The organism is Halonotius sp. GCM10025705, assembly GCF_042662885.1.
Taxonomy (GTDB): domain Archaea; phylum Halobacteriota; class Halobacteria; order Halobacteriales; family Haloferacaceae; genus Halonotius; species Halonotius aquaticus.
The window spans coordinates 259,913-283,488 of record NZ_JBHSZD010000001.1 but is presented as its reverse complement, the minus strand read 5'-3'; the positions used below and the strand labels follow the sequence as shown (position 1 = coordinate 283,488).

Annotated in this window: 21 protein-coding genes and 3 pseudogenes; 4 read left to right on the top strand and 20 right to left on the bottom strand. The window is 50.5% G+C overall.

Annotated elements, in window-relative coordinates; all coding sequences use genetic code 11:
* Positions 1-2 precede the first annotated feature (2 nt).
* The 9 genes and pseudogenes from ACFQJB_RS01635 to ACFQJB_RS01595 all read right to left on the bottom strand — a co-directional run bounded on the left by ACFQJB_RS01635 (position 3) and on the right by ACFQJB_RS01595 (position 7,948).
* A complete protein-coding gene (locus ACFQJB_RS01635) occupies positions 3-1,109 on the bottom strand; it encodes a tubulin/FtsZ family protein (RefSeq protein WP_379723182.1) in 1,107 nt (368 codons plus the stop codon).
* A gap of 83 nt (positions 1,110-1,192) precedes the next feature.
* Entirely contained in the window at positions 1,193-1,987 is a 795-nt protein-coding gene (locus ACFQJB_RS01630; RefSeq protein ID WP_379723179.1) for a VOC family protein, read from the bottom strand.
* A gap of 93 nt (positions 1,988-2,080) precedes the next feature.
* Entirely contained in the window at positions 2,081-2,521 is a 441-nt protein-coding gene (gene hepT, locus ACFQJB_RS01625) for a type VII toxin-antitoxin system HepT family RNase toxin (RefSeq protein ID WP_379723176.1), read from the bottom strand.
* Complete coding sequence (gene mntA / locus ACFQJB_RS01620; RefSeq protein WP_379723173.1) at positions 2,518-2,946, bottom strand: type VII toxin-antitoxin system MntA family adenylyltransferase antitoxin; 429 nt, start codon at positions 2,944-2,946, stop codon at positions 2,518-2,520. The genes hepT and mntA overlap by 4 nt, the downstream gene beginning before the upstream one ends.
* Before the next feature lie 65 nt (positions 2,947-3,011).
* Positions 3,012-3,476, bottom strand: a complete 465-nt coding sequence (locus ACFQJB_RS01615) for a TIGR04206 family protein (protein ID WP_379723170.1) — start codon at positions 3,474-3,476, stop codon at positions 3,012-3,014.
* 5 nt (positions 3,477-3,481) lie between these two features.
* Positions 3,482-5,287, bottom strand: coding sequence for a glutamine--fructose-6-phosphate transaminase (isomerizing) (gene glmS / locus ACFQJB_RS01610; RefSeq protein ID WP_379727924.1), 1,806 nt, complete (start codon positions 5,285-5,287; stop codon positions 3,482-3,484).
* Position 5,288: 1 nt separating this feature from the next.
* Positions 5,289-6,464: a sugar phosphate nucleotidyltransferase gene (locus tag ACFQJB_RS01605; RefSeq protein WP_379723167.1), complete on the bottom strand. Its 1,176-nt coding sequence runs from the start codon at positions 6,462-6,464 to the stop codon at positions 5,289-5,291.
* Positions 6,465-6,559: 95 nt separating this feature from the next.
* Positions 6,560-6,861: pseudogene (locus tag ACFQJB_RS01600) on the bottom strand (glucose-1-phosphate thymidylyltransferase); the annotation flags it as partial.
* A gap of 160 nt (positions 6,862-7,021) precedes the next feature.
* On the bottom strand, positions 7,022-7,948 hold the full coding sequence (locus ACFQJB_RS01595; protein WP_379723164.1) for an NAD-dependent epimerase/dehydratase family protein: 927 nt from the start codon (positions 7,946-7,948) through the stop codon (positions 7,022-7,024).
* A gap of 148 nt (positions 7,949-8,096) precedes the next feature.
* Between ACFQJB_RS01595 and ACFQJB_RS01590 the strand changes: the two genes are divergently transcribed.
* Positions 8,097-8,924 (top strand): undecaprenyl-diphosphate phosphatase, encoded by an 828-nt coding sequence (locus tag ACFQJB_RS01590; RefSeq protein ID WP_379723161.1) that lies wholly within the window; start codon positions 8,097-8,099, stop codon positions 8,922-8,924.
* A 782-nt stretch (positions 8,925-9,706) separates the two neighbouring features.
* Here ACFQJB_RS01590 and ACFQJB_RS01585 read toward each other — a convergent pair.
* Positions 9,707-10,480 (bottom strand): DUF4330 family protein, encoded by a 774-nt coding sequence (locus tag ACFQJB_RS01585; RefSeq protein ID WP_379723158.1) that lies wholly within the window; start codon positions 10,478-10,480, stop codon positions 9,707-9,709.
* 528 nt (positions 10,481-11,008) lie between these two features.
* On the opposite strand from ACFQJB_RS01585, the gene ACFQJB_RS01580 reads away from it, so the two are divergent.
* Positions 11,009-11,677: a hypothetical protein gene (locus tag ACFQJB_RS01580; protein ID WP_379723155.1), complete on the top strand. Its 669-nt coding sequence runs from the start codon at positions 11,009-11,011 to the stop codon at positions 11,675-11,677.
* Positions 11,656-12,063, top strand: coding sequence for a sugar transferase (locus ACFQJB_RS01575; protein WP_379723152.1), 408 nt, complete (start codon positions 11,656-11,658; stop codon positions 12,061-12,063). Before ACFQJB_RS01580 ends, ACFQJB_RS01575 begins: the two co-directional genes overlap by 22 nt.
* Here the strand turns inward: ACFQJB_RS01575 and ACFQJB_RS01570 are convergent, their stop codons facing one another.
* From ACFQJB_RS01570 to ACFQJB_RS01555, 4 genes are read right to left on the bottom strand one after another with little or no spacing between them, the layout of a single operon-like run.
* Positions 12,064-12,969 carry an NAD-dependent epimerase/dehydratase family protein gene (locus tag ACFQJB_RS01570; RefSeq protein WP_379723149.1) on the bottom strand — a complete coding sequence of 302 codons (906 nt, stop codon included), beginning with the start codon at positions 12,967-12,969 and terminating at the stop codon, positions 12,064-12,066.
* A 2-nt stretch (positions 12,970-12,971) separates the two neighbouring features.
* Positions 12,972-13,868, bottom strand: coding sequence for a nucleotide sugar dehydrogenase (locus ACFQJB_RS01565; protein WP_379727922.1), 897 nt, complete (start codon positions 13,866-13,868; stop codon positions 12,972-12,974).
* 11 nt (positions 13,869-13,879) lie between these two features.
* Positions 13,880-14,296 carry an NAD(P)-binding domain-containing protein gene (locus ACFQJB_RS01560; RefSeq protein ID WP_379723146.1) on the bottom strand — a complete coding sequence of 139 codons (417 nt, stop codon included), beginning with the start codon at positions 14,294-14,296 and terminating at the stop codon, positions 13,880-13,882.
* Entirely contained in the window at positions 14,296-15,297 is a 1,002-nt protein-coding gene (locus ACFQJB_RS01555) for an NAD-dependent epimerase/dehydratase family protein (RefSeq protein ID WP_379723143.1), read from the bottom strand. The genes ACFQJB_RS01560 and ACFQJB_RS01555 overlap by 1 nt, the downstream gene beginning before the upstream one ends.
* A 498-nt stretch (positions 15,298-15,795) precedes the next feature.
* Here ACFQJB_RS01555 and ACFQJB_RS01550 point away from each other — a divergent pair.
* A pseudogene (locus ACFQJB_RS01550) lies at positions 15,796-16,301 on the top strand (IS6 family transposase); the annotation flags it as partial.
* 228 nt (positions 16,302-16,529) lie between these two features.
* Here ACFQJB_RS01550 and ACFQJB_RS01545 read toward each other — a convergent pair.
* The 6 genes and pseudogenes from ACFQJB_RS01545 to ACFQJB_RS01520 form a co-directional block, all read right to left on the bottom strand.
* Positions 16,530-17,702 (bottom strand): glycosyltransferase family 2 protein, encoded by a 1,173-nt coding sequence (locus tag ACFQJB_RS01545; protein ID WP_379723140.1) that lies wholly within the window; start codon positions 17,700-17,702, stop codon positions 16,530-16,532.
* A gap of 131 nt (positions 17,703-17,833) precedes the next feature.
* Entirely contained in the window at positions 17,834-18,739 is a 906-nt protein-coding gene (locus ACFQJB_RS01540; RefSeq protein ID WP_379723137.1) for a glycosyltransferase family 4 protein, read from the bottom strand.
* A 307-nt stretch (positions 18,740-19,046) separates the two neighbouring features.
* A complete protein-coding gene (locus tag ACFQJB_RS01535; protein ID WP_379723134.1) occupies positions 19,047-20,309 on the bottom strand; it encodes an O-antigen ligase family protein in 1,263 nt (420 codons plus the stop codon).
* A 61-nt stretch (positions 20,310-20,370) separates the two neighbouring features.
* Positions 20,371-21,456, bottom strand: a complete 1,086-nt coding sequence (locus ACFQJB_RS01530; protein ID WP_379723131.1) for a glycosyltransferase — start codon at positions 21,454-21,456, stop codon at positions 20,371-20,373.
* Between the two features lie 148 nt (positions 21,457-21,604).
* Positions 21,605-22,385 (bottom strand): annotated as a pseudogene (locus tag ACFQJB_RS01525) (IS1595 family transposase).
* A 148-nt stretch (positions 22,386-22,533) separates the two neighbouring features.
* Positions 22,534-23,457: a hypothetical protein gene (locus tag ACFQJB_RS01520; protein WP_379723128.1), complete on the bottom strand. Its 924-nt coding sequence runs from the start codon at positions 23,455-23,457 to the stop codon at positions 22,534-22,536.
* Between the last annotated feature and the right edge of the window lie 119 nt (positions 23,458-23,576).

The following is a 23,576-nucleotide window of genomic DNA, read 5'->3' as shown; positions in this document are numbered from 1 at the left end:
AGCTACCCGCGATCGGCCGCTGCATGGAACGCCCGCACGCGCGGGCACGATCCAACACCTGTTAACAACGCGATCATCGTGATCGTATCGCCGTCGGGGTCGGGCATGTCGCCGCCGCGGATCTCGACGCTGCCGGTTTCTTGGGCCAGCCACGAGCGGGCATCCGAGACTGCGCGGCGATTGAGCCACTCAGGTGGCCCACCAACGATCAACAGTCCGCGTTCAACTGACTCGCGGTCGATTTTGACAGTGAGCTTGCCACGAACCGCACGCCGGGAGGTCGTCTCGATGGCCTTGATCGCAGTCGTGTCATCGATCTCGCCTTCCTGTTCGAGGATCCCAAGCCCGAACCGTGAGCTGGTTGGCCGCTCGATAGTCTGACCAGCGTAGCCGATAGTGGCGATCCCGCCGGCCCCGAGGGTGTTTTGTACCTCGGAGGCGTCGACGACGCGTTCGGCGATCTGGCGGTCATGATCGCCCTCGCCGGCTGCAAATAGCGCGGCAACCCGCGTTGTCAGCGTCTCGTTGAGATCGGCTTGCACGTCAGGGTCGGTCTCGCTGTCGCCAGAGCCAAGCCACAATTCGTTGTCGAACAGCAGCAAGGCGTCTGTCGTCGCGGTCAAATTAGCAAGCGCACGACCGGTGTTGCGTGCCTCCGTCGGCGTCGACCCATCGTCGGTGGTGGCCGCAACCGCTGGCAGGATCCCAAGCCCATACACCGGGATATCGTAGACCCGGCGTAGTTCATCGGCCAGCCGCGGCAAAGCGGTCGCGCCGCTGCCGCCGGCGAGGCCGACACAACAGAGGATCGCGTCAGCCTGCGAGGAAACAGCGTCGTCAACAGCGTTAGCCAGTTCGGTCGCCTCGGAGTCGGCCGCCGCCGCGCCGACGCTACGGTTGCCCTCGACACCAGCCCCCTCAGCCTCGATGACCCCGTAAAGATGGCGTCGGTCGTCGGGGATCGACTCCAAACTGGAGAGATCACGCTGGTCGGTATCGAGGGCGACGCTGTCGACAACGAACGACCGCGAACGGCTGGCGTCGGCCGCGACGAGACGGTCGGCGATCCGACAGCCCGCGCCGCCGACCCCACAGACGGTCAGTTGCATACCGAGTGCTCACAGCGACAGCGCAAAAAGAATACGCTCGGGGAATCGGTCGCCGCGACCACGTCGACGGCCGAGCGGGGCACTTAGAACGGGAACAGCGAGTCGCTATCGGGATCGCGGTCGATCAGCTCGATCTCGTGGCCGTCCTGATCGCGGGTGAACGCATAGAGATTGTCGCACTCCTCGGGACTACGGTAGTCATCGGCATCCCGGAGCATGAGCTGCTCCCAGTCGTCTTCGAGGTCGTCAACGCGGATGGCGAGATGGCCCCACGCATCGCCCATGGTGTACTCTCGGCCGTCGTAGTTGTAGGTGAGTTCGAGCCACATCGCCTCCTCGGCGTCGTCCTCCGGAGCCATGAAGTAGTTCGCAAAGGAGTCCGACTCCCAACGGGAACGCGGCTCGACGTACTCGAACTTCCGCGTCCAGAATCCGAGGGCCTCGTCAGCGTCCTCAACCCGGATCATCGTGTGATCGATCGACCACAGCGCGCCGTACTCCCGCTGGACGATCTCGATCTCGTGGCCGTCGGGGTCTTTGACGAAGGCATAGCGGCCGCCACAGGATTCTGGATCCCGATAGTCGTCGACGCCCTCGTCCATCAGCTGCTCGTAGTGATCCTCAAGCTCGCCCTCTGGCACTCGAACCGCGATGTGGCCCCATGCGTCGCCGACCTCGTAGTCGACGTCGTCGTCGTTTTCGGTGAGTTCGAGCATCGCCCCGTCCTCGTGCATGTCTTCGGGGCCGAGATAGGCGATGGTGAAGCCGTCGCCCTCGTAGCGTTCCTTCTCCTCATAGTCGAGGTGCGTTTGATACCAGTCGAGCGACGTTTCCAGATCCGCAACCCGGATCATGACGTGATCGAATGTCCCAGTCATACACCGGAAATGGGGTCGCCATGGCGAAAAGGATACCGGGAGGAAGAGCGAACCTATCGCAGCCGGTTAATTGATCGAGAGACTGATGGAAGCCTATTCCGCGTCGAGATCAAGTTCAGTACGAACCTCTCGCAGAAACGTAGCGAACCAACTGAGATCTTCCTGTAGATGCCAGTAGACCTGCTCATCGTCAATATCATGGCCGTACTGGTGAGCGAGGACGTTCCGGAACCCTGCAGCGTCCTGCATCGTTGCTGCGGTGTCAGGAGAGAGAACGCCGAGCGCACCAAGTCGGGCAAACGTCGCCGCATTGGTCGCCGGAACCTCGTTGCCGGCGGCAATTATGAGGAGTTCGGCGATATCGAGACACGCCTCAATCGCGGTTTGGAACTCGCGTTCGACGATAGCTCGCTGCTCGCGGTCAGCGAGATACGTCTCCCTGTCGAGATCGCGTTTGCGGGCGAGGACGGTGACGGCTTCGTCGATGTATTCGGCCTTCTCGACGATCCGCGTCTCGGTTTCCGCGTCGATCACACTCGCTCCTCCACCCCTTCGAGAGCCGCGTCGAATCGGGCACGGCGTTGATCGGCCGTCGACGGTTCGACTCGGCGTTCGAACTGCGCGAGGAGATCGTCGACACGGTCGGCGTCACCAACGAGAACGATGCAGTCTTCCAACGCCGAGAGCCCGACTTCGGGACGCACGGTTTCGAGATCAACAATGTCGAGATCGTCCGTGCGGAGAGTCTGGGAGAGAGCGACAATGAGAGACAGTCGAGTACGGTACCGGTCGTCGTCGGCAACGTCTGACTCGAACTCAACGGCGATGTCGATATCGCTGTGGCTGCCAGCGGTTCCCGACGCCTGTGAGCCGAAAAGGACACCGAGGCGGATCGGCTGGTCAACGAGTACGTCTCGAATCGCGTCGGTGATCGCTTCGTCGAACCCGTCGAGAGCCATAGTCGATGTAGGACAGCCGTCAGTATAAATACGTGGACAGGGCACTGCTTCGACGGTCGCGGGCATCACTCACGCGGCGGCGACGGCGTGCCGACCGAGCCGAGTACCGGGTAGTAGAACCACCAGCCAACCATCGCCGTCGCAAGCACGCCGACCGGGACCGTCCCGGCTGCTCCGCGGCCGAGCAGGCCCCACCAGACGATGACGGACGTGATCGCTGACAGCGCGAGCAACCCAACAGTCACTCTCACATCCTCGCGGCCGGTCGCAACGCCGCTTGCGGCACTCAAGAGAGCCCCAAAATAGAAGCCAAACCCGAGCGGCCACACCTGCAGCGACCACGGCAACGTTTCGAGGCCCTGTGTCTCGTCGAAATAGCCCGGCAGCGTGAGAACGTGCCACGGGTTCGTGTTGAGCAAGCCCCACGACATGACGGCAGTCAGATCGACAGGGGCGTTGAACTGAATCACCCATGGAACAGCAAGCAGTGCTGCTACCGCAACGAGTGCCCTCGGAGAAGATCGGCTCATGCGATTTATTCTACAGTTACGCTTTTCGCCAGATTGCGTGGTTTATCAATGCTTCTTCCTTTTGATTTGGCAACATAGTATGCGAATAGCTGCCAATAGACGTTTGTTACTAAAGATTCCATAATACCAATCTGGGGAACTGAAAACGAAACATCAGCAACGCCGTCAATATCATGTGATGTTGCAGCGATAACATTAGCTCCGCGAGCCTGTACCTCTTTGATATTGTGTAGCGTATCTTCGTATGCAGTTCCTTCAGTGAGTACTGACAGAACTGTTGTGTCAGAAGTCACTAATGCCAACGGGCCGTGTTTGAGTTCTCCAGCTGGAAACCCTTCGGCAGGATCATACGAAATCTCCTTCAGTTTAAGTGCGCCCTCTAATGAGACTGGACGGGCGAATCGCCGGCCTAAAAAGAAAAAGATATCCGAATTAGCATGCTCTTCGGCGATAGTTTGGACTCGGTCTGCCTGATCAAGCACCTGCTGGATCGCTCCGGGGAGACTGCGGATCGATTCAACTATTTCGGTCGCGTTCGCGGATGAAATTGAACTCCGTATCCGTCCGATCTGTACTGCAACTAACGAAAGTGTGGCAACTTGCGAAGCGAATGTTTTGGTCGCTGCGACACCGATTTCTGGGCCGGCTCTAATAAATATGGAGTCATCAACGACTCGCGTAACAGTACTACCGATAGTATTTGTCACGGCAAGCGTTCGTGTCCCAGCCTGCTTCGCTTTTCGAACTGCGGCAAGGGTATCAGCGGTTTCGCCACTCTGAGTTACTGCGATCACCAACGTTCGGCGGATCGCGGCCCCCTCAAATTCGTATTCACTGGCGACCTCAACAGTCGTACGAATATCCGCAATAGATTCTAGTAATTCCGCCACGTATTGGCCAGCGTAGTTTGAGGTTCCGCAGGCGACAATCTGGATTTCTTCAATCGACTTCAGGTATGAATCCGGAAGTTCGAGATCCAAATCCGCATTTCCGGACTCAAGATCGAATCGGCCCGAGATTGTCTTCCGCAATGACTTAGGCTGTTCATGAATCTCCTTGAGCATATAGTGGTCATAGCCCCCTTTTTCAGCGGCATCAGCTTCCCAATTTATTTGTTCAGTATCGGGTTGGACTATCTCGCCATCACGATAGATCGAGACGTCCCCATCGCTAACGACAGCCAAATCATCATCTTCGAGGTGTGTCACCTCACGAGTGTGTTCTAAGAATGCGGTAACGTCACTTGCAAGGAACATCGCGTCATCTCCATGACCGACAACGAGGGGACTGTCCCGCCGAACGGCAAACAACTCCTCAACGCCAGCGATAGCAACAACGATTGCAAAGCTGCCCTCTAATCTGTCAACGGCTGCCTGTACGGCCGCAAGCGGTTTCGCCCCAGCATCAAGTTCAGCAGCAATCAAATGTGGAATCACCTCAGTATCTGTATCACTGGTAAATGTTCGGTCACTCAGCTCATTCCGGAGGGTTTCGAAATTCTCGATGATTCCGTTGTGAACGACCGCCACACGCCCTGATTCATCAGTATGTGGATGGGCATTCGAATCGGTCGGGGGCCCGTGAGTCGACCAGCGTGTATGGCCGATTCCAGTTGTCTGGGTCGCATTATCGTTATCCGGAAGTGCCGACCGGAGCGCGTCGACTTCACCTGATCGCTTGTGAACTGTAATCGTCTCATTGACAAGGGCGACACCAGCAGAGTCATAGCCTCGATATTCAAGATTCGAAAGCCCTGTCATCAACACCGGAAGGGCAGGATCCTCACCGACATACCCGACAATTCCACACATCTTATCCCCTCCTGATTTCAGTCTCGTCAGCAACGGTGCCACTGACCACTGCACCTTCACCAACGACAACATTGTTTCCGAGTATGGTACCGGGCGCAAGAGACGCTGCACTACCGATAGCCGTGTTGTCGCCGATAAGGCCGCCAAACTCCACGTCTGGATAGACCTTGTTATCGGTCACGACACTCGTCGTATCGCCGGCTGCAGTGACGTTTGCACCGACAGTTGCGTTCGCACCGACAACACAATCGGTGAGAACGGCACCCGCTTTGATCGTTGCGTCAGGGAAAACAACTGACCGCGTGATCGTCGCGTTGGATTCGACCCGAACGTTCTCGGCGAGGGTACTGCCATGACCAACGACCGTGTTAGCACCGACAGAAGCAGTCGAGTCGATGTGGGCTGCTGAATCAACATATGCACCATCAGTGATTTTGCCATCAGTTTCACCACCGTTTCGATCAAGCACTTGGCCTGTGACAGCGATCAAGTCCCACGGGTAGGAAACGTCCAACCACCATCCATCGTACCGTACCGGGGCGATAGTTCCACTGTCAGCCACCTCTAAGAGGACATCTGTCAACCGGAATTCGCCGTCGACTCCGGCGGGTGTGTTCTCGATCACGGAAAAAACGTCTTGAGAGAACGCATACACACCGGCGTTGATAAGGTTAGAATCGAGAGCCTCTTTCGGCTTCTCAACGATATTAACGATCTGATCCCCCGACAGTGTTACCACACCATACGTTTCTGGTTCCGAGATACGGGTGACAGCCATTACAGCATCTGTTTCTGAAGTCATTGCTGCACATACGTCGCCAACAGCCGAGGAGTCGATAATACGGTCGCCGTTAAGAACGAGAAAATTGCCATCAACGTGTTCGGCAGTTTGTTGGACAGCATGAGCGGTTCCGAGTTGGTTCTCTTGGAAGACATATTCGATCGAAACATCCCACGCATCACCGTTCCCAAAGTGGGTTTGAATCCGATCATGTTCGTACCCGACGACGAAGACGATCTCCTCGATCCCGGCCGCAATAACCGATTCGAGGACGTGTTCTAGTAGTGGTTTGTTGACCACAGGGAGCATCGGCTTCGGCCGGTGGTTTGTCAACGGTGTCAACCGTTTTCCCTCGCCGGCTGCAAGAATAACTGCTGTTGATCCCGTCTCACTCATAGGAATCTAATTATCGGTGCGGAATTTGAATGCTTTGTTATCGCCAACGCTGGGAGCGACTGGCCTAAGCGATGGTCGGCGAGAAACAAATCCGATCAGTCCCAACGATCGCGATTGAGTACTTCGCCCGGCGAGGTCGTCATCTCGCTGCACAACACGATGACGGCGTTAAGGCTGATGTTGATTCCGGGTTTCGTCCGTCGCCGACGACAACGCCGAACCTCCAGCGGCCCGTCGAAACCCGGTCGCCCCCGACGGTCAGTTCGACTGCTTCGCCGTCGTGTCTGAGGTTGGTGACCGTCGTGTCAGCACCGAAGTTGACGTCCTTGCCGAGAATGATGTCGCCGACATACGAGAGGTGATCGACCGTAGCAGCACTCATCAGTACACTGTTTTTCTCTCAACCGCGTGACCGCCTAACGACGAGCAGCATCGGTTTCGATCTGGCGACGGTGAAAGGTCGCATCCGGTTGTCTTACCGACCGCAAGGACGACAGTCTGCATGGAGAATGCTGTCGCAGGCTTGGAAAAACCGTTCTGGTGACAACACAGCCCCGTCAAAGGGCGTTGTCAGCGAGGTAGGGTTCACACACGAGTTCGATTCCTTCTTCGAAATCGATCTGTGGCTCCCAACCGGTCGCTTCGTGGAACTTCGAGATGTCCGCACAGGTATCGTGGACGTAGCCGTCGAACGGGCACTCGATGTATTCGGGGTCGATGTCGGTCCCGAGCGTGTCGTTGATCATTGCGACCATCTCGTTGAAGCTGTAGGGATTTTCGGTACCGACGTTGTAGACACCCGTTAGTTCGTGGTCGGCGGCGAGTTCGCAGGCACGAGCCACGTCGCTGACGTGTGTGAAATCCCGTGTCTGGTTGCCGTTACCGAACAGTTCCGGGGCCTCGCCGTTGGCGATGGCGTCGGCGAACTGCGCGACTGTGTTGGCGTACTCGCCTTTATGTGCCTCGTTGCCGCCGAAGCCCTGATACACCGAGAAGAAGCGCAGGCCAGCCATGTTCATGTCGTGGTGGGTGGCGTAGTACTCGGCGTAGCGTTCGCGGGCGAGTTTCGAGGCTTCGTAGGCTGTCTGGGATTCGACCTCCATGCTCTCCGGTGAGGGTTCCGTCCGACTGCCGTAGATAGAGGATGTCGAGGCGTAGACGACGGTGTCACAGCCATTGGCTTGAACCTGTTCGACCGTGTTGACGAACCCCTCGACATTGACGCGACAGCCGCGCTGTGGGTTCTCCTCGTGCATGTTCCGCGATGAGAGTGCCGCAAGATGAAACAGCACGTCGACATCTGCCGGCAAATCACCGTCAAGGACGGACACCTCGACAAACTCAACATCGTCAGTGAGGTTTTCCGGCGTGCCAAGATAGGTGTCGTCGATAGCGATTACGTCGTTATCCGCGGCGAGGTGGTTAGCGAGGTTCGAGCCAATAAATCCCGCACCGCCGGTGACGAGAACGCGTTTATCGTGCATGATTGAATCTCCGTATCGGTATTGATCATTGCTTCGATTCAAATCAATAACTGTTGGTAGATGACGACGAACTGTCGTGGTCCCAGTTTTGACCGATCAGAATCATAAATCGACACGTATTAGCCAAGATTGTCTGAATAGTCGACCAGTGGCCACAACAGAACCTATAATCGCAGTCTTAGCTGGGATGGTACAGGGCATCGTCGAGTGGCTCCCAGTGTCAAGCCAAGGGAATCTTTCGCTGTTTTTGACAGCTATCGGGACGAACCCTGAGGTTGCACTTCAACTTGCACTGTTCCTCCAACTAGGGACGACGATTTCAGCAGTGAGCTACTATCGTGATGAACTCGCAGCAGCGTTGCGAAGAATTCCATCGTGGCAACCGGAAGCAGCATTCGAACCGGAAAACGCACTCGTATCGTACCTCTTGGTGGCATCGGTTGCAACAGGACTCATCGGAATTCCGTTGTACGTGTTCGCTGTCGATATCGCTGGAGACCTTACCGGGGGTATCTTTATTTCCGTTATCGGGGTTCTGCTGATTATAACTGGACTTCTCCAACTCAGGACTGAGTCGGAACCGAGCGGTTCAAAACAGGAGCCGACGTTTCTCGATGCCTGTCTCGTCGGTGCAGCACAGGGGATAGCGATCCTTCCCGGGATTTCGCGATCCGGGATGACGACAAGCACGCTTCTATTTCGGAGCTACGAACCCACAACGGCGTTCACGCTCGCGTTTCTCTTATCGATTCCGGCGAGTATCGGTGCGGCTGTACTGACGCTTCTTGATGCTGGCGGTATCCCGGGGATTAGTCCGCCGACCGCCGCTATCGCGCTGGTGACAAGCGGGATTGTCGGGTACGGCACAATCGATATTCTACTGCGAATCGTTGATCGAGTCCCGTTTTGGGGGATCTGTTTCGGACTCGGTGGTGTTGCAATCGTCGGAGGCGGGATCATTACTGTCGTGATGTGACGGAGTAGACAGGAAATTTACTCGTCTCCGTCAGTTACAGACGGTTGGTCATCAGTATCCGTGGTGTGAGAACCAGCATCATCAGGCGGTGCTGGTGGCTCAAAGGCTGTAATCAGTAGTTGTCCGAGAGTGCTTGTTTTGAGGTCGACGAGCGTCATTCGTGATCGGGTGCCAAGCCCGAAGAGAGCAATACCCACAACTAATCCGGCGGTTGCGTTGAGTGATGCAGTGCCGGTTAGGACAATGACGATCAAGAGTCCCACAGTACCGACTACTCCCCAAAGACTCAGGAGTCGTATTGGACGCCGCTGGAAGCGGTTACGGATCGTATCAAAAACCTGAGCCGATCCCGACGTCCGTATCAGGGGTACGGCCGACTCGAAAAGTCGGTCAAGCAGCCGGATCAGTGGGCCGACAGTCCACGTCTCACGGAGATCGATAACGATGACCTCGGGATCAGGTTCAGCTGTAAGCCAGCGGTACAACAGCGAGGAAGTTGTTGCTGTCTGAAGCCAGCGGCCGAATGCGGTGAGCTGAGCGTGCGTGAGCGCAGTTGTGAATTGCTCTCGTATCGTATGGAAATGACTGACGACCATCGATCCTTCAAGTGTATGTCGAAATCGTGAGACTACAGCTTGCTGTTCGGAATACGAATAAAGCCGTGAAAGCCATTCAATGGTGGTATACAGCGTCGAGTGTCGTGCAGCTGTTCTGAGGGTCGCGATGAATCGAAGCACCACAGCAACGACAATCGAATCGTTCCGAATCGAAGGCGACATATGTTACTCCGAATCGATTTCAGTTACTGAACCGGAAACGGCGGTCGTTCCAAGGTCAAGGTCGATTGTGCGACCGACACGGAGCGGCTGGCCGCGGAAGGCCGCCCCTGAAGTCGTCTCTATCGTCTGGATGTCAACAATCATTCGGATGTCCTTGCGCGTGGGATGATCGCGACGGTAGATGTTGCCGTCCTCACTGGTGACGACTGCCTCGTCGGGTTGTATTTTGAGTTGCTGGACAGTGAGAAGTCGGGGATTACGCTCCGTCAGTGGAACACCCTCTGAGATCGCGTTGATCGTATCAGGGTTGTCTGTTACAACCTGCATTTCAACCGAACGCTCCGTGAGATCCAACTGCTCATCAGTTGCATCCAGCCGATGAACGGTACCTTCGATAGTATACGCGTCAGTATCCATCGTGAATGTATCGCCGACACGGATATCGTGGGTTCCGTTGAGCTTGATGCGCCCAGTGAGTGCGGCAGTCGATCCGTCGACAGCTGTCAAGTGACGATCAGTAAGGACAGACTCGTTCCCGTTTTGAGTCATATTGTCACCAACAGCGACCCGATCAGCGAGGTAGTTCGGCTGCCCGCCGAAGTAGACGGTTGCATACTGTATTTCTGCGGTATCAGAATCCAGATCGGATGGCGATGATCCCTGACTCACAACGAGTGCAACACCGGCAACTAATACGGCAACAACGAGTAGGACAGCGAGTGCGTCAATAATATTGATAGCCCCAAACAGATTGCCCTCTTCATCAATCAACTCCATACTACTTCCCTCTGTAACATGTTGGATGCGATCAACCGGAACTGAATATATCTTATTGTTTTCTGTACAGATTTGCTGCTACATCTCGAAGTAGTCACTCAACTATTATTTTGAGGAAATCAAAACGACAGGCACAGTGAAACAAAAACGGAGTGTTTAATATCACACTCTTTTCATCAAGCCATAATGAGAAATGGCTGGCAGTATAGGGTCGCAAGTGTCCTTGGTGTCACTACTCTATCGGCACTCGCGGTGATGCTTGCCAACACCGATGTGATCCAGACAGCAGTCTCAATAGTACCGGTGATCGGACGGCTACCCGCTGATCAGCCGAACGGTGGAGAGCTCCTGATCGAAATGGGATTGACAGTCGGTATTTTTCTCGGCTCGTTTCTCCCGTTGTACAAACCGCACCCTCGTCGAATTCTTGACACCATCGCGTTGGTGCATAAGCGCACTCTTGTTGCTGTCTTCGCATTGGCGACAATCGGGTACTTCGATTATACATACAAGATACCGCGGTTGACATTGCTGATAGCGACACCAATCATATTAGTCGTGTTGTCGGCATGGTTTGTTTGGCTCTGTCGGCCGGAAGCCGACAAGCAACGAACCATTGTCGTCGGTGACGATCCGGCCGGGATCAAGCGGATCGTTGAAACGTACGACGGGTCAATGCTGGGATACGTCGCTCCGCCAACGCCATACCAATCCACTGAGTCGAAGCTACAGAAACCGATCAGCGTCACTGACGGCGGACAGCCAGATTTCAAAAACGGATACGTGGGCGGGCTGTCGCGACTTGAGGACATCATTGAAGAACACAGCGTCGATTCAGCGATCCTCGCGTTTGAAGAAGCTGACCGCGCGGAGTTCTTCGGGGCATTACACACCTGTCATGAACACGGGATCAACGCAAAAACTCATATCGACCACGTTGACAGTCTCCTCGTCGATTCCACAAGTGGTGACAGACCAATCGTTGATATCGACCTCGACCCATGGGACCCACAAGATCGCCTATTCAAGCGGATTTTCGATCTCATATTCGCGGCTACAGCCCTTTTTGTTCTGTCTCCGGTGATCTTACTCATCGCCATCGCAATCAAGATCGAAGGAAACGACCAGTCCTGTTCGATCAAGAACGAACGTTCCGCTTCGGAGATACGTTTTCAGTGTACAAGTTCCGAACGCTGAAGCCCGTTGACGAGACAGTCGATCTCGATATTGACGGCGCACGACGGACGCCGCTCGGCGATTTTCTCCGGATGACACATCTGGATGAGATTCCACAACTGTGGTCAATTCTCGTTGGCGACATGAGCGTCGTCGGCCCTCGTCCAGCGATCACGGAACTCGAACCGGATTACCAAGAGCAACTCTCTGAGTGGCGTCGACGATGGTTCGTCAAGCCTGGGCTGACAGGACTAGCACAGATCAACGACGCGACGGGAACAGAGCCCGCAGAGAAACTCCGCTACGATATCAAATATATTCGGAAACAGTCATTTATATTCGATATTCAGATTGTTTTCCGTCAGATTTGGAAGGTCCTACAGGACATCACCAGTATGTTTCGCTGACTAGTCGAGCAGTGAACGTAATCCTTTAGAGAGAGTGACATTTGGTTCGAATCCCATTCGATTCCGGATCCGCCCGATGTCGGCTTGGCTTTTTTTGACATCTCCTTCGCGCCCTTCGACGTGAGTGATTTCAGAGTCCGATCCGGAAACATCTCTGATCTGTTCCGCAAGTTCGCGGATGGTAACCGTTGTTCCGGTACCTACATTGTACGCCGCTCCAATATGGTTCGTCTCTGCCGCAAGGAGGTTCGCACGGACTACATCGTCGACGTGGACAAAGTCACGTGTCTGATCACCGTCGCCTTCGACGGTCAGCGGCTTGCCGTTCTCTGCCTGTTCTTTGAAGATGCTTATTACGCCGCTGTAATCCCCGCCTGACTGACGCGGGCCGTACACATTGAAATAACGTAACGCGACAGTCTCGACATCGTACAGATCATTGTACAGCCGCGCGTATCTGTCGACAGTCAGTTTTTCGAGTCCGTAGGGTGAGCGTGGATCTTTTGGATGTGACTCGGCAATAGGCGTTTCGTCCGGGGCACCGTAGATCGCACAACTCGACGCTAAAACGACTCGAAAGTCATTTTTTCGGGCTTTTTCAAGGATATTGAGCGTCGCACCCAGATTGTTCGAGAAACTTTCTTGTGGTTGTTCGACGGATCGGGTCACGCTGACCTGTGCTGCCTGATGGAACACAGTATCCACGTCTTGGAGAGCCCGCTCCGTAGCGTCTTCATCTCGAAGATCGGTTTCGATGACTTCAGCCGCTGAATTCAAATTGGTATGAGAACCCGTACTGAAGTTGTCGAGTACGCGAACCTCATTGTTCAGGACGAGCCGGTCGACGAGATGCGAACCGATGAATCCTGCACCGCCTGTTACGATGACGGTTTCATCCTGTGCCAAGTTCACTCACGGGCGTTGCCTCCAATCACGACTGGTTCCGATTCGACGTTCTCTCCGAGAGTCACCACAGTCGCGGACGTGTCTGATGGCATCGCGTTCTTTGCGTCGTACACGAACGAGGCGTGCTCGCCAAGTCGATCCAGATCGAACACATCGTGATCGACAAGCAGGACGACCGCGTCCGACATCTCAATCGTTTCATCGCTCACAGTAGCCGTAACTGGAACTGTCATCTCTCCGGAATCGACATGTGGATCAACGAGGGTGACGTTGGTGTGACGGCAGAGACCTTCGAACACTTCGATCGCTGGTGAGTGTCTCGGATCCCCGACGTTCGGTTTGTACGCCGCCCCGAACGCGAGTACTGAGGCTTCGTCAACAGCGACGCCGCGGGCTTTGAGTGCAGTTGTCACTCCCTCAACGACGCGTTCGGGCATCCCCTCGTTCACCTCGTGGGCGTGCTCAATGAACGGAAGTTCGGTTCCAAGTTCGTTTGCTCGCCACAGTAGAAACTGTGGATCAATTGGAATACAGTGGCCGCCGACACCTGGACCGGGTTCGAACGCTTGGAATCCGAAGGGTTTGGTTCCCGCTGCATCGATCGCCTCCCACACGTCGGCGTCAAGCCGTTCAGCAAGCGCGACCAGCTGGTTCACAAGTGCGATATTCACCATCCGATAGGTATTCTCAACAGTCTTCGACAGTTCAGCCGTTTCGGTCGAAGCAACCGGCACAGTTTCTGTGATGGAACTGAAGAGCGTTTCTGCCGCGTCGCGTGCGGCCGGATCGTCCGCACCCACCACGAGTGGGATGTCCGCAATCGCGTGGTCGCCGCCGGGGTTGAGCCGTTCAGGAACCATCGCAAACCGTGTTGACTCATCCGGCCTATCCTTCGAAATTAGTGGGGCAACTATCTCACTTGTCCCCCGGGATAGACTGTACTGGAGACAATCACAAGCGTCTCACGGTCACCAGCCTGCTCAGCAGCAGTCTCGGCAGCGGCTTTCACGGCATCCATCTCCGGCTCGCCGTCTGACACACCAGTTGGAACCGCGATGATGTATGCGTCACAGTCGGCAATGATCTCAGGATTCACCGCGGGAGTGAACCCAGCATCAAGCACCGCTGAGAGGTGAGAATCGCTCACATCGTCAACGTAGCTGTCTCCGGCTTGGAGACGTTCGACGCGGTCGTGATCAATATCGAAGCCTCGCACATCAAACCCGGAATCGACGAACGCAAGGCTTAGTGGGAGCCCGACGTAGCCGAGGCCGATCACGCCGATAGACGCCTCGCGGTTCGCGAGACGGTGTTCTAGGCCGGTCATTAGGCAACCACCGCATCAGTTCGTTCATTAATCACATCGCGCAGGATTCGGTCAAGATCGGCAGTAGGAGATCTGCCGATAGCATCGCGTAGCTTCGAGATATCCGGCTCGCGTTCGTCGGGTTCCTCGAAATCATCGTCATATGCCTCTGCAAAGGGTATATGAGTGATTCCTGAATCAGAGTCGGTGAGTTCGATGACGCGTTCCGCGAGTTCGTTGATTGAGGTGGGATCCGATGCGCCGATATTGAACACATCGCCATGTGTACTTGAAGTTGTGAGGAGATCATGTGTGATTGAAACGGCGTCTTCGACATGGGTGAAGCTGCGTGTTTGAGTACCATCACCGTAGACTGTGAGATCATCGCCAGCAAGTGCCTGTTCGACGAACCTGGGGATTACCATGCCGTACTGACCAGTCTGTCGCGGCCCAACGATATTGAAGTATCGCCCAATGACGACCGGAAGATCGCGTTCAGTGTGGTATGCCAACGCGAGGAACTCGTCGGCGGCTTTGGCGGTGGCATATCCCCATCGCGAAGAGCTCGTCGATCCGTACACAACATCATCGTCTTCTGAGAAGGGGATAGCTTCGGATTTACCGTACACTTCCGAGGAAGAAGCAATGAACGTGGGTGTCGCGTCGTCAGCGGCGGCTTCGAGAACGTTTTCTGTCCCTTCAAGATTCGTCTGCATGGACTCCAATGGGTTGTCGACAATTCGTTTTACGCCGACAGCGGCTGCGAGGTGATAGACGATGTCTGCGCCAGCGACGAGGTTGGCGACGAGTGCTTCGTTTCGAATATCTTCATCCACGATTTCGAGCCGATCAGTCTTACAATCCCGGAGGTTCGACGCGCTGCCCGTCGAGAAATTGTCAAGTGCGATTACCTCGTGGGCAGTCTCCCTGAGGAGATAATCGACGAGGTGAGATCCAATGAAGCCAGCTCCACCAGTTATTAAAACGGTCATGGACTGATGTGGATTTTGTAGGAGGGTCACCTTAACTTTGTGAATCTGTCTGCAGAGAAACGTTGTGCCGGCGGTTTCTCTGATAGGAATATACTTTGAGACGTGAAGTCGGCAGTTGTAGTAGGAACCCAAGAGATCACGATTCGACGCGGGTTGATGTCAATATCACACTATTCGCGCAGTAGAATCACACCAACGAAATGCAATTATCAATCGGCCGTTCGTAAATACATCCACTCTAAAACAATTCTGCCACTCCAGGAACCAAGCATAGATTCGATTACTTCAGAGGAGATGATTATCAAATTTGAGTTAGATATATTCCAATCCGATTAGCGAATCCGAAACACATGCGGAACAAATGGGTACTCTTCTAGTGCATTGGATCCAAATACAAAGAGCGGCAGGTACACAGACAAAGACAATATTATATATAAAGTCGTGTTTAGTTAAGACTAAAAACTGAGGCGGAGTAAATTTTAGAATGTCGTGGCGGAAATCACTCGCCTCAGCGGTTATAGCGACTAGCTTGGTATTCGACGCCGCTTGGCTGGATTGTCACTTTCGAATACCATCTCAGAACTTGAGAAGTTTGGTGTCTAACGGTGACGTAAAGAGGTTCACGATTGGAATCAGAAGGTAGATCTACAGCCCGCCAACGATGCGAGTCCGGATCACATTGCATTGGATGAGACGGTGATCCGGGTCAACGGCCAGCACTATTGGCTGTACGCGGCCGTTAATCCAGCAACGAACAATTCCTCCATATCGGGCTGTTTACCACGACAAAAACATCATTGAAATAGAAATCCTTTCCAGAACGCGGTGCAAAACAAGATGTGTCTGAGGCAACGTTTCTCGTCGATCACGCACATCATCTTTCGGTTGCACTGAATCAAATAGGGCTCCTATTTCAGACTGTTCACCATGTAAATCGCAATGTTGTCGAAGATATCTTTCCAAAAATAGAACGACGAATATCATCATTTAGGAAGAGGTTCAGTCGCGTCGATCCAACAACCGAAGAAACATGATGCCAATTGTTCGCTGTCTGGTGGAACTCGGTTAACTAAACACATGGAAACTATCGTATTTTAAATATCGGCTTGGAGATAATCCACGTAGGGTCACGAATTACAGGCTCTACTCGCAGTCTGGTACGAAAGTGTACGATCTAAGGTTGAAATATAGAATCGAGATCATCCCCAACAGGATCGACACAGAGTGAGATGTTTGGTGTATCGGTGAAAGATACTATTTGACTATTCTCGATCGCTCGTGTCCCACACGACGATATTCGATCCCTGAAGGAAGTTGACCAGTCCATAAAGCATGGCGTAGTTGGCCTGAAGGAAGTAGAATGGGACGTGCGTTATTGTTCGATGTTTTAGATAGTCTTTTTCCGAAAGGTATCCGGCAATAGCGAGGGAGTAGAAGGCAGCTTGTCCGATGAGTAGGATGGTGTAGAGAATCGAGTCAGTGAGAGCGACCAGCGCGATGTTTGATACGGCGATGATGACAAGAAATACAGGGGAGAGCCATCTGAGAATTTTGTGTGACCACAGTTGATAAGCGATACCTGGGTGTAAAAATGGATTCAGCAGATCCGAGTATCTAACGATACTGTTCCAGCTTCGGGTGATGATTCGGATCCGTCGACTCAATTCGTCCTGGACGTTCGCTTCGGTGTCTTCCCACGCCACCGCTGTTGGTGCGTACTTGACGGTTTCTCCGTTTCGAAGAATTGAGAGGGGTTCAGTGAAGTCGCTGATAGCGTCCGCTGGCTGAGGATAATAGGACTCAGCGCGTACCGCGTAAATCGACCCGTTTCCAGTAATAAGCGAATTGACTCCAGACTCCATTCGTTTAATCCAAGACTCATACTGCCAGTACACTGATTCTCCTTCAACATTACTGCCATCGCGGTAGCGGAGTTCGCCGACCACACAGCCGACTCTGGGGGTGAAGGATCGAATCAGTTCGGTCACAGCGTCTGACTCGTACATACTGTTTGCATCGGAGAAGACGAGGATTTCTTCATCGATGAGTTCGGCGACACGGTTTTGACATTCCGTCTTACCGACTCGACCCTCTATACGTTCGAGAGTTACATTTTGGTCTTCATAGGATCGGACAATCTCGTCAGTTGCATCGTTTGATGCGTCAGAGAAGACGATGATATTTAGTTGGTCAGCAGGATATTCTAATTTTAGGCTGTTTTCGATCTTCTGAGAGATTATATCTTCTTCATTATATGCTGCGATGACGAGGCCAACAGAAGGTAGATCTGTCGTCGGAGTACATTGTGTACCGGATGTCACCTTTTTAATACTAAACAGAGTGAGAGGATAAATTAAAAACGCATGTAGTAGTGCGAAACCACCGACAGAGAACAGGACTAACAGAGCAGACACTACAGGCATCTCTATAGACATTATTAGATAACACTACAAATACGTATTCAATTTTTGCAAATAACGAGTCATCAGATATGAGCACAGATATTCACGCTTAGGTTAATTATCTCTAACGAAAGAAAGAAGCTAATTATTTAATTCATTATCCATTATTGATATGAATTCACCAATATTTTGGTCGATATTAAAATCTGATTTGATTTTATTTCGCCCATTTTCCCTAGTTCCTTACATAGTGCCGGTGATCTCCAGGCATTAACAAGAGCCTCAGCTAATTCTTCAATGTTACTTGGTTCAACCAACCATCCTGTGTGGTTATGTTTAACAACTTCTGGGATTCCAGAAAGATCAGAGCCAATAACTGGGGTGGTAGATGCAAAAGCTTCTAGAACAACGTTTGGAATGCCATCAATATCCCCATTGTCAGGTTCAATACTAGGTGCTACAAAAACTTGAGCATTACATAAGATTTCTTTCACATCATTATGAGGTATTTTCCCAGTCATATCTATATTTTCAAGATTATGAGATCGCTTTAGTTTCTTTAGACTTTTTTCTTGGGGCCCAGATCCGAACAGAACAACTGGGATTTCACATCCATACTTTTCTTTAGCGATTTTTACTGCTTGTATTAATTCTTTAAATCCCTTTTTTTCGACAAGACGTCCCCCAGCTACAAAATACGTCTGTTTTTCAGATTTTCTATTTGAGTGATATTTATCTGGAACTACACCATGATAATTAATATAGATAGGAGTTTCGTTTGATTGTAATTCATCCAAGTATTTCTTATTATATTTGGTGCAAGTAATAACATATTCTGCCTGTTTAATTTTAATATCCAAAAATTCTTGATCAATTTGGTTACTATGAATATCCCAAGCATGACCTGTGAAGCTATATGAAATATCATCTACACATGTAGATATTAGATACGCTATGGTCGTTGGCATATTAGCCCAATGAGCATGTATGTGCTCTGTATCTGACTTATTTATTCTAACTAGATAATGAATTGATTTTGGGAGAATGATAATAAACTTCAAGAACTCCATAGGAGACCGACGTAAATTCCAAAAAACATCTGTAATAGACATTACGAGAGATAACCTAAATATTAAAAACCCAGTTATGACTGATCTTACCACTGATATGGACATAATTTTGCTATATATACAATTATTATAAAAATTCGGTTCGTCAACATTTATTTCTGAACATATATTATCTGGATTCTTTAATGAGTATATAGATACATCATAATTCGATTTGGTCAATTCTAACACTTCTCGTTGTACAAACGTTTCCGAAAAAGAAGGAAACGAGGATGCAATATATGATATTTTTTTGCTCATTTTATAATTAAGAGGTTTCATTCTTAAACCGATTCTTATTATCCCAGGGATTCATCATAGAACTCATTTTTGTTTCATAGAATAAAAACCCAACGTGACTCCAAAATATCACTTGAATATCTATCGAGGCCATTGCAGTCATCGTAATATTCGCTAACAAAATTGCTAAAACAACCAATATCAAAACTTCTGAGTAGATTCTTGAGACAGAAACAGATCGAATCCCCTCTCTTAATATATATACGTACATCACCAACACAGAAATTAATCCAAATATACCAGACTGTCTAATGATAGATAAATAATAACTATCTGTTGTAATATCTGTAAATACCATAGTTGGCCCATTCTGTCTATATGAATTAATCTGGTTCTCCCAATTCATAAATCTGACTTCTAACGTGCTAATTTCGTTGAAATCACCTGTAAAAAGAAGTAGTAGTTCAACAAATCGATCACCGACAAATGGTACTAACACACCAATTGAAATAAATATTCCAGATGTTAGATACAGTATCTGTTTACTATTGAACCCTTCGCTTTGTAGGAACAAATTCAATATGTAAAAGGAAGCAGGAATAATAAGAATAACAAGAGCAGTCCTAGATCCGGAAAGTAATACTCCAAAGATCCCAAGTATTAGAGCGATTAACGGCCAACTCCCGTTATTCTTTCCGATTTGCGGTATAAAACAAAGGCTACAGACAGCCATCAATATCCCATATAGGTTAGGATTGCCAAAGAAACCTGTCGATCGTCCGTCAAACCTAGTTCTATCAGTCTGATCAGCAAGGATATCATGATGAGGGAGTTCAGTTATTATATCCAAATATTCAAGATATTGTAAAGATCCATATCCTAACTGAACCACTACTGCAAGCCCGAGTGACCCAAGAATATATTTATAAGATAAATTCTTATAAACACATAGATAAATTACAGTAGGAAAGAAAAGAAACCATTGAAAATATCGAATAGTAGGCGTGATATAAGAAATAGAGTATTGGTTGAAAATAATTCCAACTGCCGGAAAAATAGAAATCGATATAAAAAACAGGATGATAGTTAAATTAACCCCATTTGTTTTTGGAAAAACAATTTTTTCTTTGTTATATACTATTCTAATAATATTCACAAATATGAGAATGAAAAATAGAATATCAAATATACTTACAAAATCATTCTGGCCAGAAATATCAATTTCAGTCCAATCTCGGATAGTTATATATCCAGAAAATACGATTATAAATGCACTAGTTGGATTATACACACAATAAATACCCCATAATAGAATTAATATGGACAGAACCACCCAGTACAAAACATTCATATTAACATCTATTCATGATTATTTCTTCATATTCATCGACGATATGGTTCATATCAAATTCCTCAGCGCGGCTTCGGAGTGCACTACCGTTTGTTGGCATAGTCAACATGCTACTGATTGCCTTATAAAGTTCTTTTGGATGGCCTACAGGAACAAGTTTACCATATTTTCCATTTTGAAGGATTTCAGATGGCCCACCAGGACAATTTGTCGACACTACAGGCGTCTCACAAGCCATAGCTTCAATCAGTACGTTCCCAAATCCCTCAGATTTAGACGAAAGTACAAAAACATCTGCACTACGCATAAATTTATATGGGTTACTGACAAAGCCAGTAAATGTTACCCTCCCAGATATTTCTAGTTTATTAGATAATTTTTTTAAGTTTTCCTCCATCTCCCCTTCCCCCAAAATAGTGAGTTCCGCGTCCACAGAGCGGGAAAGAAAATAAAAAGATCTAAGCAAAGTTTCAAAATCTTTTTCTGGTGATAAGCGACCAGCAGCGACAATATGATATTGGCTTTTAATTTCAAATTCGAGATTCTCCTTTTTCAGAGTATCTATTTCGTTGATATCAACAGGATTATATATTTTTATCGTACTCTCAGGATTGGCACCGTAATTCTCGATTAAATCTTCCCGGCAATACTCAGATATTGCAATTATTTGATCCGACCAAGAATAAAAAATCTTCATAAGGATATGCGTTATATTCAATCCACACGTATTTTGGGCTTCTACTGACGGAATGTTGGCTTGCCTTATCAAGACACGAGTGACTGATCTAGAAAGGGTCTTTGCCCAAATAGCGATAAGATTAGAATGATTAAGAGTCGTTAATAGTGAATCAGGAGAAGTACGTCTTAGATATAACGCTAGTTTTGGTAATGTTGTTAAAGTTCTTGATGCGTCCAATTCTACGATATGGACATCATCAGGTACTTCATCAATATATGCCCCACTCTGATCTACAAGTACTAAATCAACATCATAACCCCTATCATTAAGTGATTTTGATAGTTTCAGAATGATTTTTTCTGCACCACCACCAGCCATTCGAGGGATAAACAAAGATATATCAGTCATTTGTAATTGATATTAATCCCTATTAGTTCCTCTCTGATTTGTACTTTACGATAGGGCGCATAAACGCTCACGGGAAGCACGTTGTTGGTGAGTTAGTACGTGTTCAGGCGATTTCTCTGAGAGCTTTTCGAATGGGTTTACGCACGATTCAGCGGCGTAGCTGGAACGCTCTGAGATACGGCGTGAGCTTATCTTTTGAGACGCCCCGGTATTCATGCGGGCACCTCCATCCGACGTATTCGCCCTCGCTGTGAATGACTGCTTCTCGCTGGTAATTCTTATCGTCTTCAAGTGGGTCGTACGCTCGAAATCTGTCGGTGTATACCGTCAGCGACTCCTCCTCGCGTTGTCGGGAAGGAGTCGCACGGTCGATTCGTCAGCGGATTTCGACGGGACGACGTATCGCTAACCGCTACCGCGATCAACGAGTGAATACTGGTGCTTGTCCTTGGTATAGTTGCGGCGACCACGTCTTTCGAGAGCCCACGGGAGCGCGACCAGCCGTCGCGCTCACGGCTTTTCAGCCCAGCAGAAAATGTAGAGCTCATTGATTTCAACAGGCCCTGTCAGGTTGAGCACTGGCACGTCGAGCGTTCTAACGAACTGCCCGACGCGCTGTCGAAGTGAGCGATACGAAACGTCGCTTTCAGCGTCTAACTGAGGGATACTTGTATTGAGCCGGAGCAATGAGTAGAAGACAAACAGGAGCGTCCCGGAGCCTATCTTCGCGTGGGCGAAGATCGTGCCGGTCTCGTCGGTGAATGTATGTCTACAATTCTTACGCCAATATATCTGAAACGGTCGGCACCTGTCATAGTTAATCACCGACTCACTGCAGCAGTGCGGTTAGTAGAGGCCACCATGCCAGCGAACCTGTCCAGTAGGTTCGCGGCAGCAGCCTCCGATCGAAACACTTTGAAGGGGAATATACTCGGTGACGCAACCGCGTAACCCTTACCCGCTACGCTTTCAGCGCGACAGCTGTATCTGACTAATAACGTGCTTTGCGAGCGACCCATGAAAATTCTAAGTACTATCGAAAGTCCTCATCAAGACCAATTGTAAATTTTATTTCTATTACGATCTCGATTTTGTTTCAATATGCCGAAGTACGCGCACAATGTTCTCCAAGGCATTTGATTTGAAGAACCACTCCCGTTCAAATCTATTAGTACTCGCAGATCCGAGTTTCGCTACAAGTCCGTCAACACCTCTGACGAACGATGCAGCGCCGTCTTCAACAAGTGGTCGAAGTATCTCAGAACCATTGATATCAAACACAAAAGTATCCAGATCGAAACAAAGCCCTTCGTAGACCGCCGTCGATCCGACGCCGACCTGCACAGATGACTCTACAAAGAGCTGGTACAGTGATGGCCCCGATTTATCGATAACACTTATATCACAACCATCGAGCCGTGGGTATTCGTCTTGCCATCTATCATACTCGCCAGGATGGAGCTTATAGACAATATCATGCTGAATACGTGAATCCTCATGGGCCGCCAGTGCGAACTCTGAGAGCCTGTGGCCGATCGTCCCCTGCGAAATGAACAAGATCTGGTCGGTGCACTCAACGTCATCGTAGGCGTCAAGCCGTCCTTCAAGATAGGGGTATCCTACTGGAATTACGTGATCATCAGGGATCGGGAACCGGATATTCTCTTTCCAGAACTCGCCGAAAGTAAGGAGATAATCTGGGAAGGTAGTCTTCGTCTCGTCTTCAGGGTATGAATATCCGTAGTGATGGTCGTGAATCACACCGTGTTGAAGTTCAACGGTGGGTATACCATTTCGGTTACACGCCTCAATTAGTGTCTCGTTACCGTACGCGATCACCACCACGACAACCGAGGGATCGATACGGTTTAGCAGACGTTCGTATAATGGGAGCATCGTATTTCGGACGTGAAAAGCAAGTCGTGCTTTCATGACGAGATCGATATCAGCCTCAAACCGGCGACTGATGACCGACTCAGCTTCATGGAGATGTGAAACCACATCCTCGGGAAGTGAAGGGCTTCGAAGTCCCAGTTTTCGTTGAATCGTGCCTGTATACTGAATAAAGTCAGAGTATCGAATATTTTGCGTTTTCGTCGGTGTCCGATGTGACAGATTGT

Coding starts and splice junctions, on each gene's coding strand:
- mntA (WP_379723173.1), bottom strand. CDS start 2,946: ATGGCTCTCGACGGGTTCGACGAAGCGATCACCGACGCGATTCGAGAC.
- ACFQJB_RS01595 (WP_379723164.1), bottom strand. CDS start 7,948: ATGCACGATAAACGCGTTCTCGTCACCGGCGGTGCGGGATTTATTGGC.
- ACFQJB_RS01585 (WP_379723158.1), bottom strand. CDS start 10,480: ATGGAGTTGATTGATGAAGAGGGCAATCTGTTTGGGGCTATCAATATT.
- ACFQJB_RS01545 (WP_379723140.1), bottom strand. CDS start 17,702: ATGTCTATAGAGATGCCTGTAGTGTCTGCTCTGTTAGTCCTGTTCTCT.
- ACFQJB_RS01635 (WP_379723182.1), bottom strand. CDS start 1,109: ATGCAACTGACCGTCTGTGGGGTCGGCGGCGCGGGCTGTCGGATCGCC.
- ACFQJB_RS01605 (WP_379723167.1), bottom strand. CDS start 6,464: ATGAGTGAGACGGGATCAACAGCAGTTATTCTTGCAGCCGGCGAGGGA.
- glmS (WP_379727924.1), bottom strand. CDS start 5,287: ATGTGTGGAATTGTCGGGTATGTCGGTGAGGATCCTGCCCTTCCGGTG.
- ACFQJB_RS01615 (WP_379723170.1), bottom strand. CDS start 3,476: ATGAGCCGATCTTCTCCGAGGGCACTCGTTGCGGTAGCAGCACTGCTT.
- ACFQJB_RS01530 (WP_379723131.1), bottom strand. CDS start 21,456: ATGACTGATATATCTTTGTTTATCCCTCGAATGGCTGGTGGTGGTGCA.
- ACFQJB_RS01630 (WP_379723179.1), bottom strand. CDS start 1,987: ATGACTGGGACATTCGATCACGTCATGATCCGGGTTGCGGATCTGGAA.
- ACFQJB_RS01540 (WP_379723137.1), bottom strand. CDS start 18,739: ATGGAGTTCTTGAAGTTTATTATCATTCTCCCAAAATCAATTCATTAT.
- ACFQJB_RS01560 (WP_379723146.1), bottom strand. CDS start 14,296: ATGACCGGCCTAGAACACCGTCTCGCGAACCGCGAGGCGTCTATCGGC.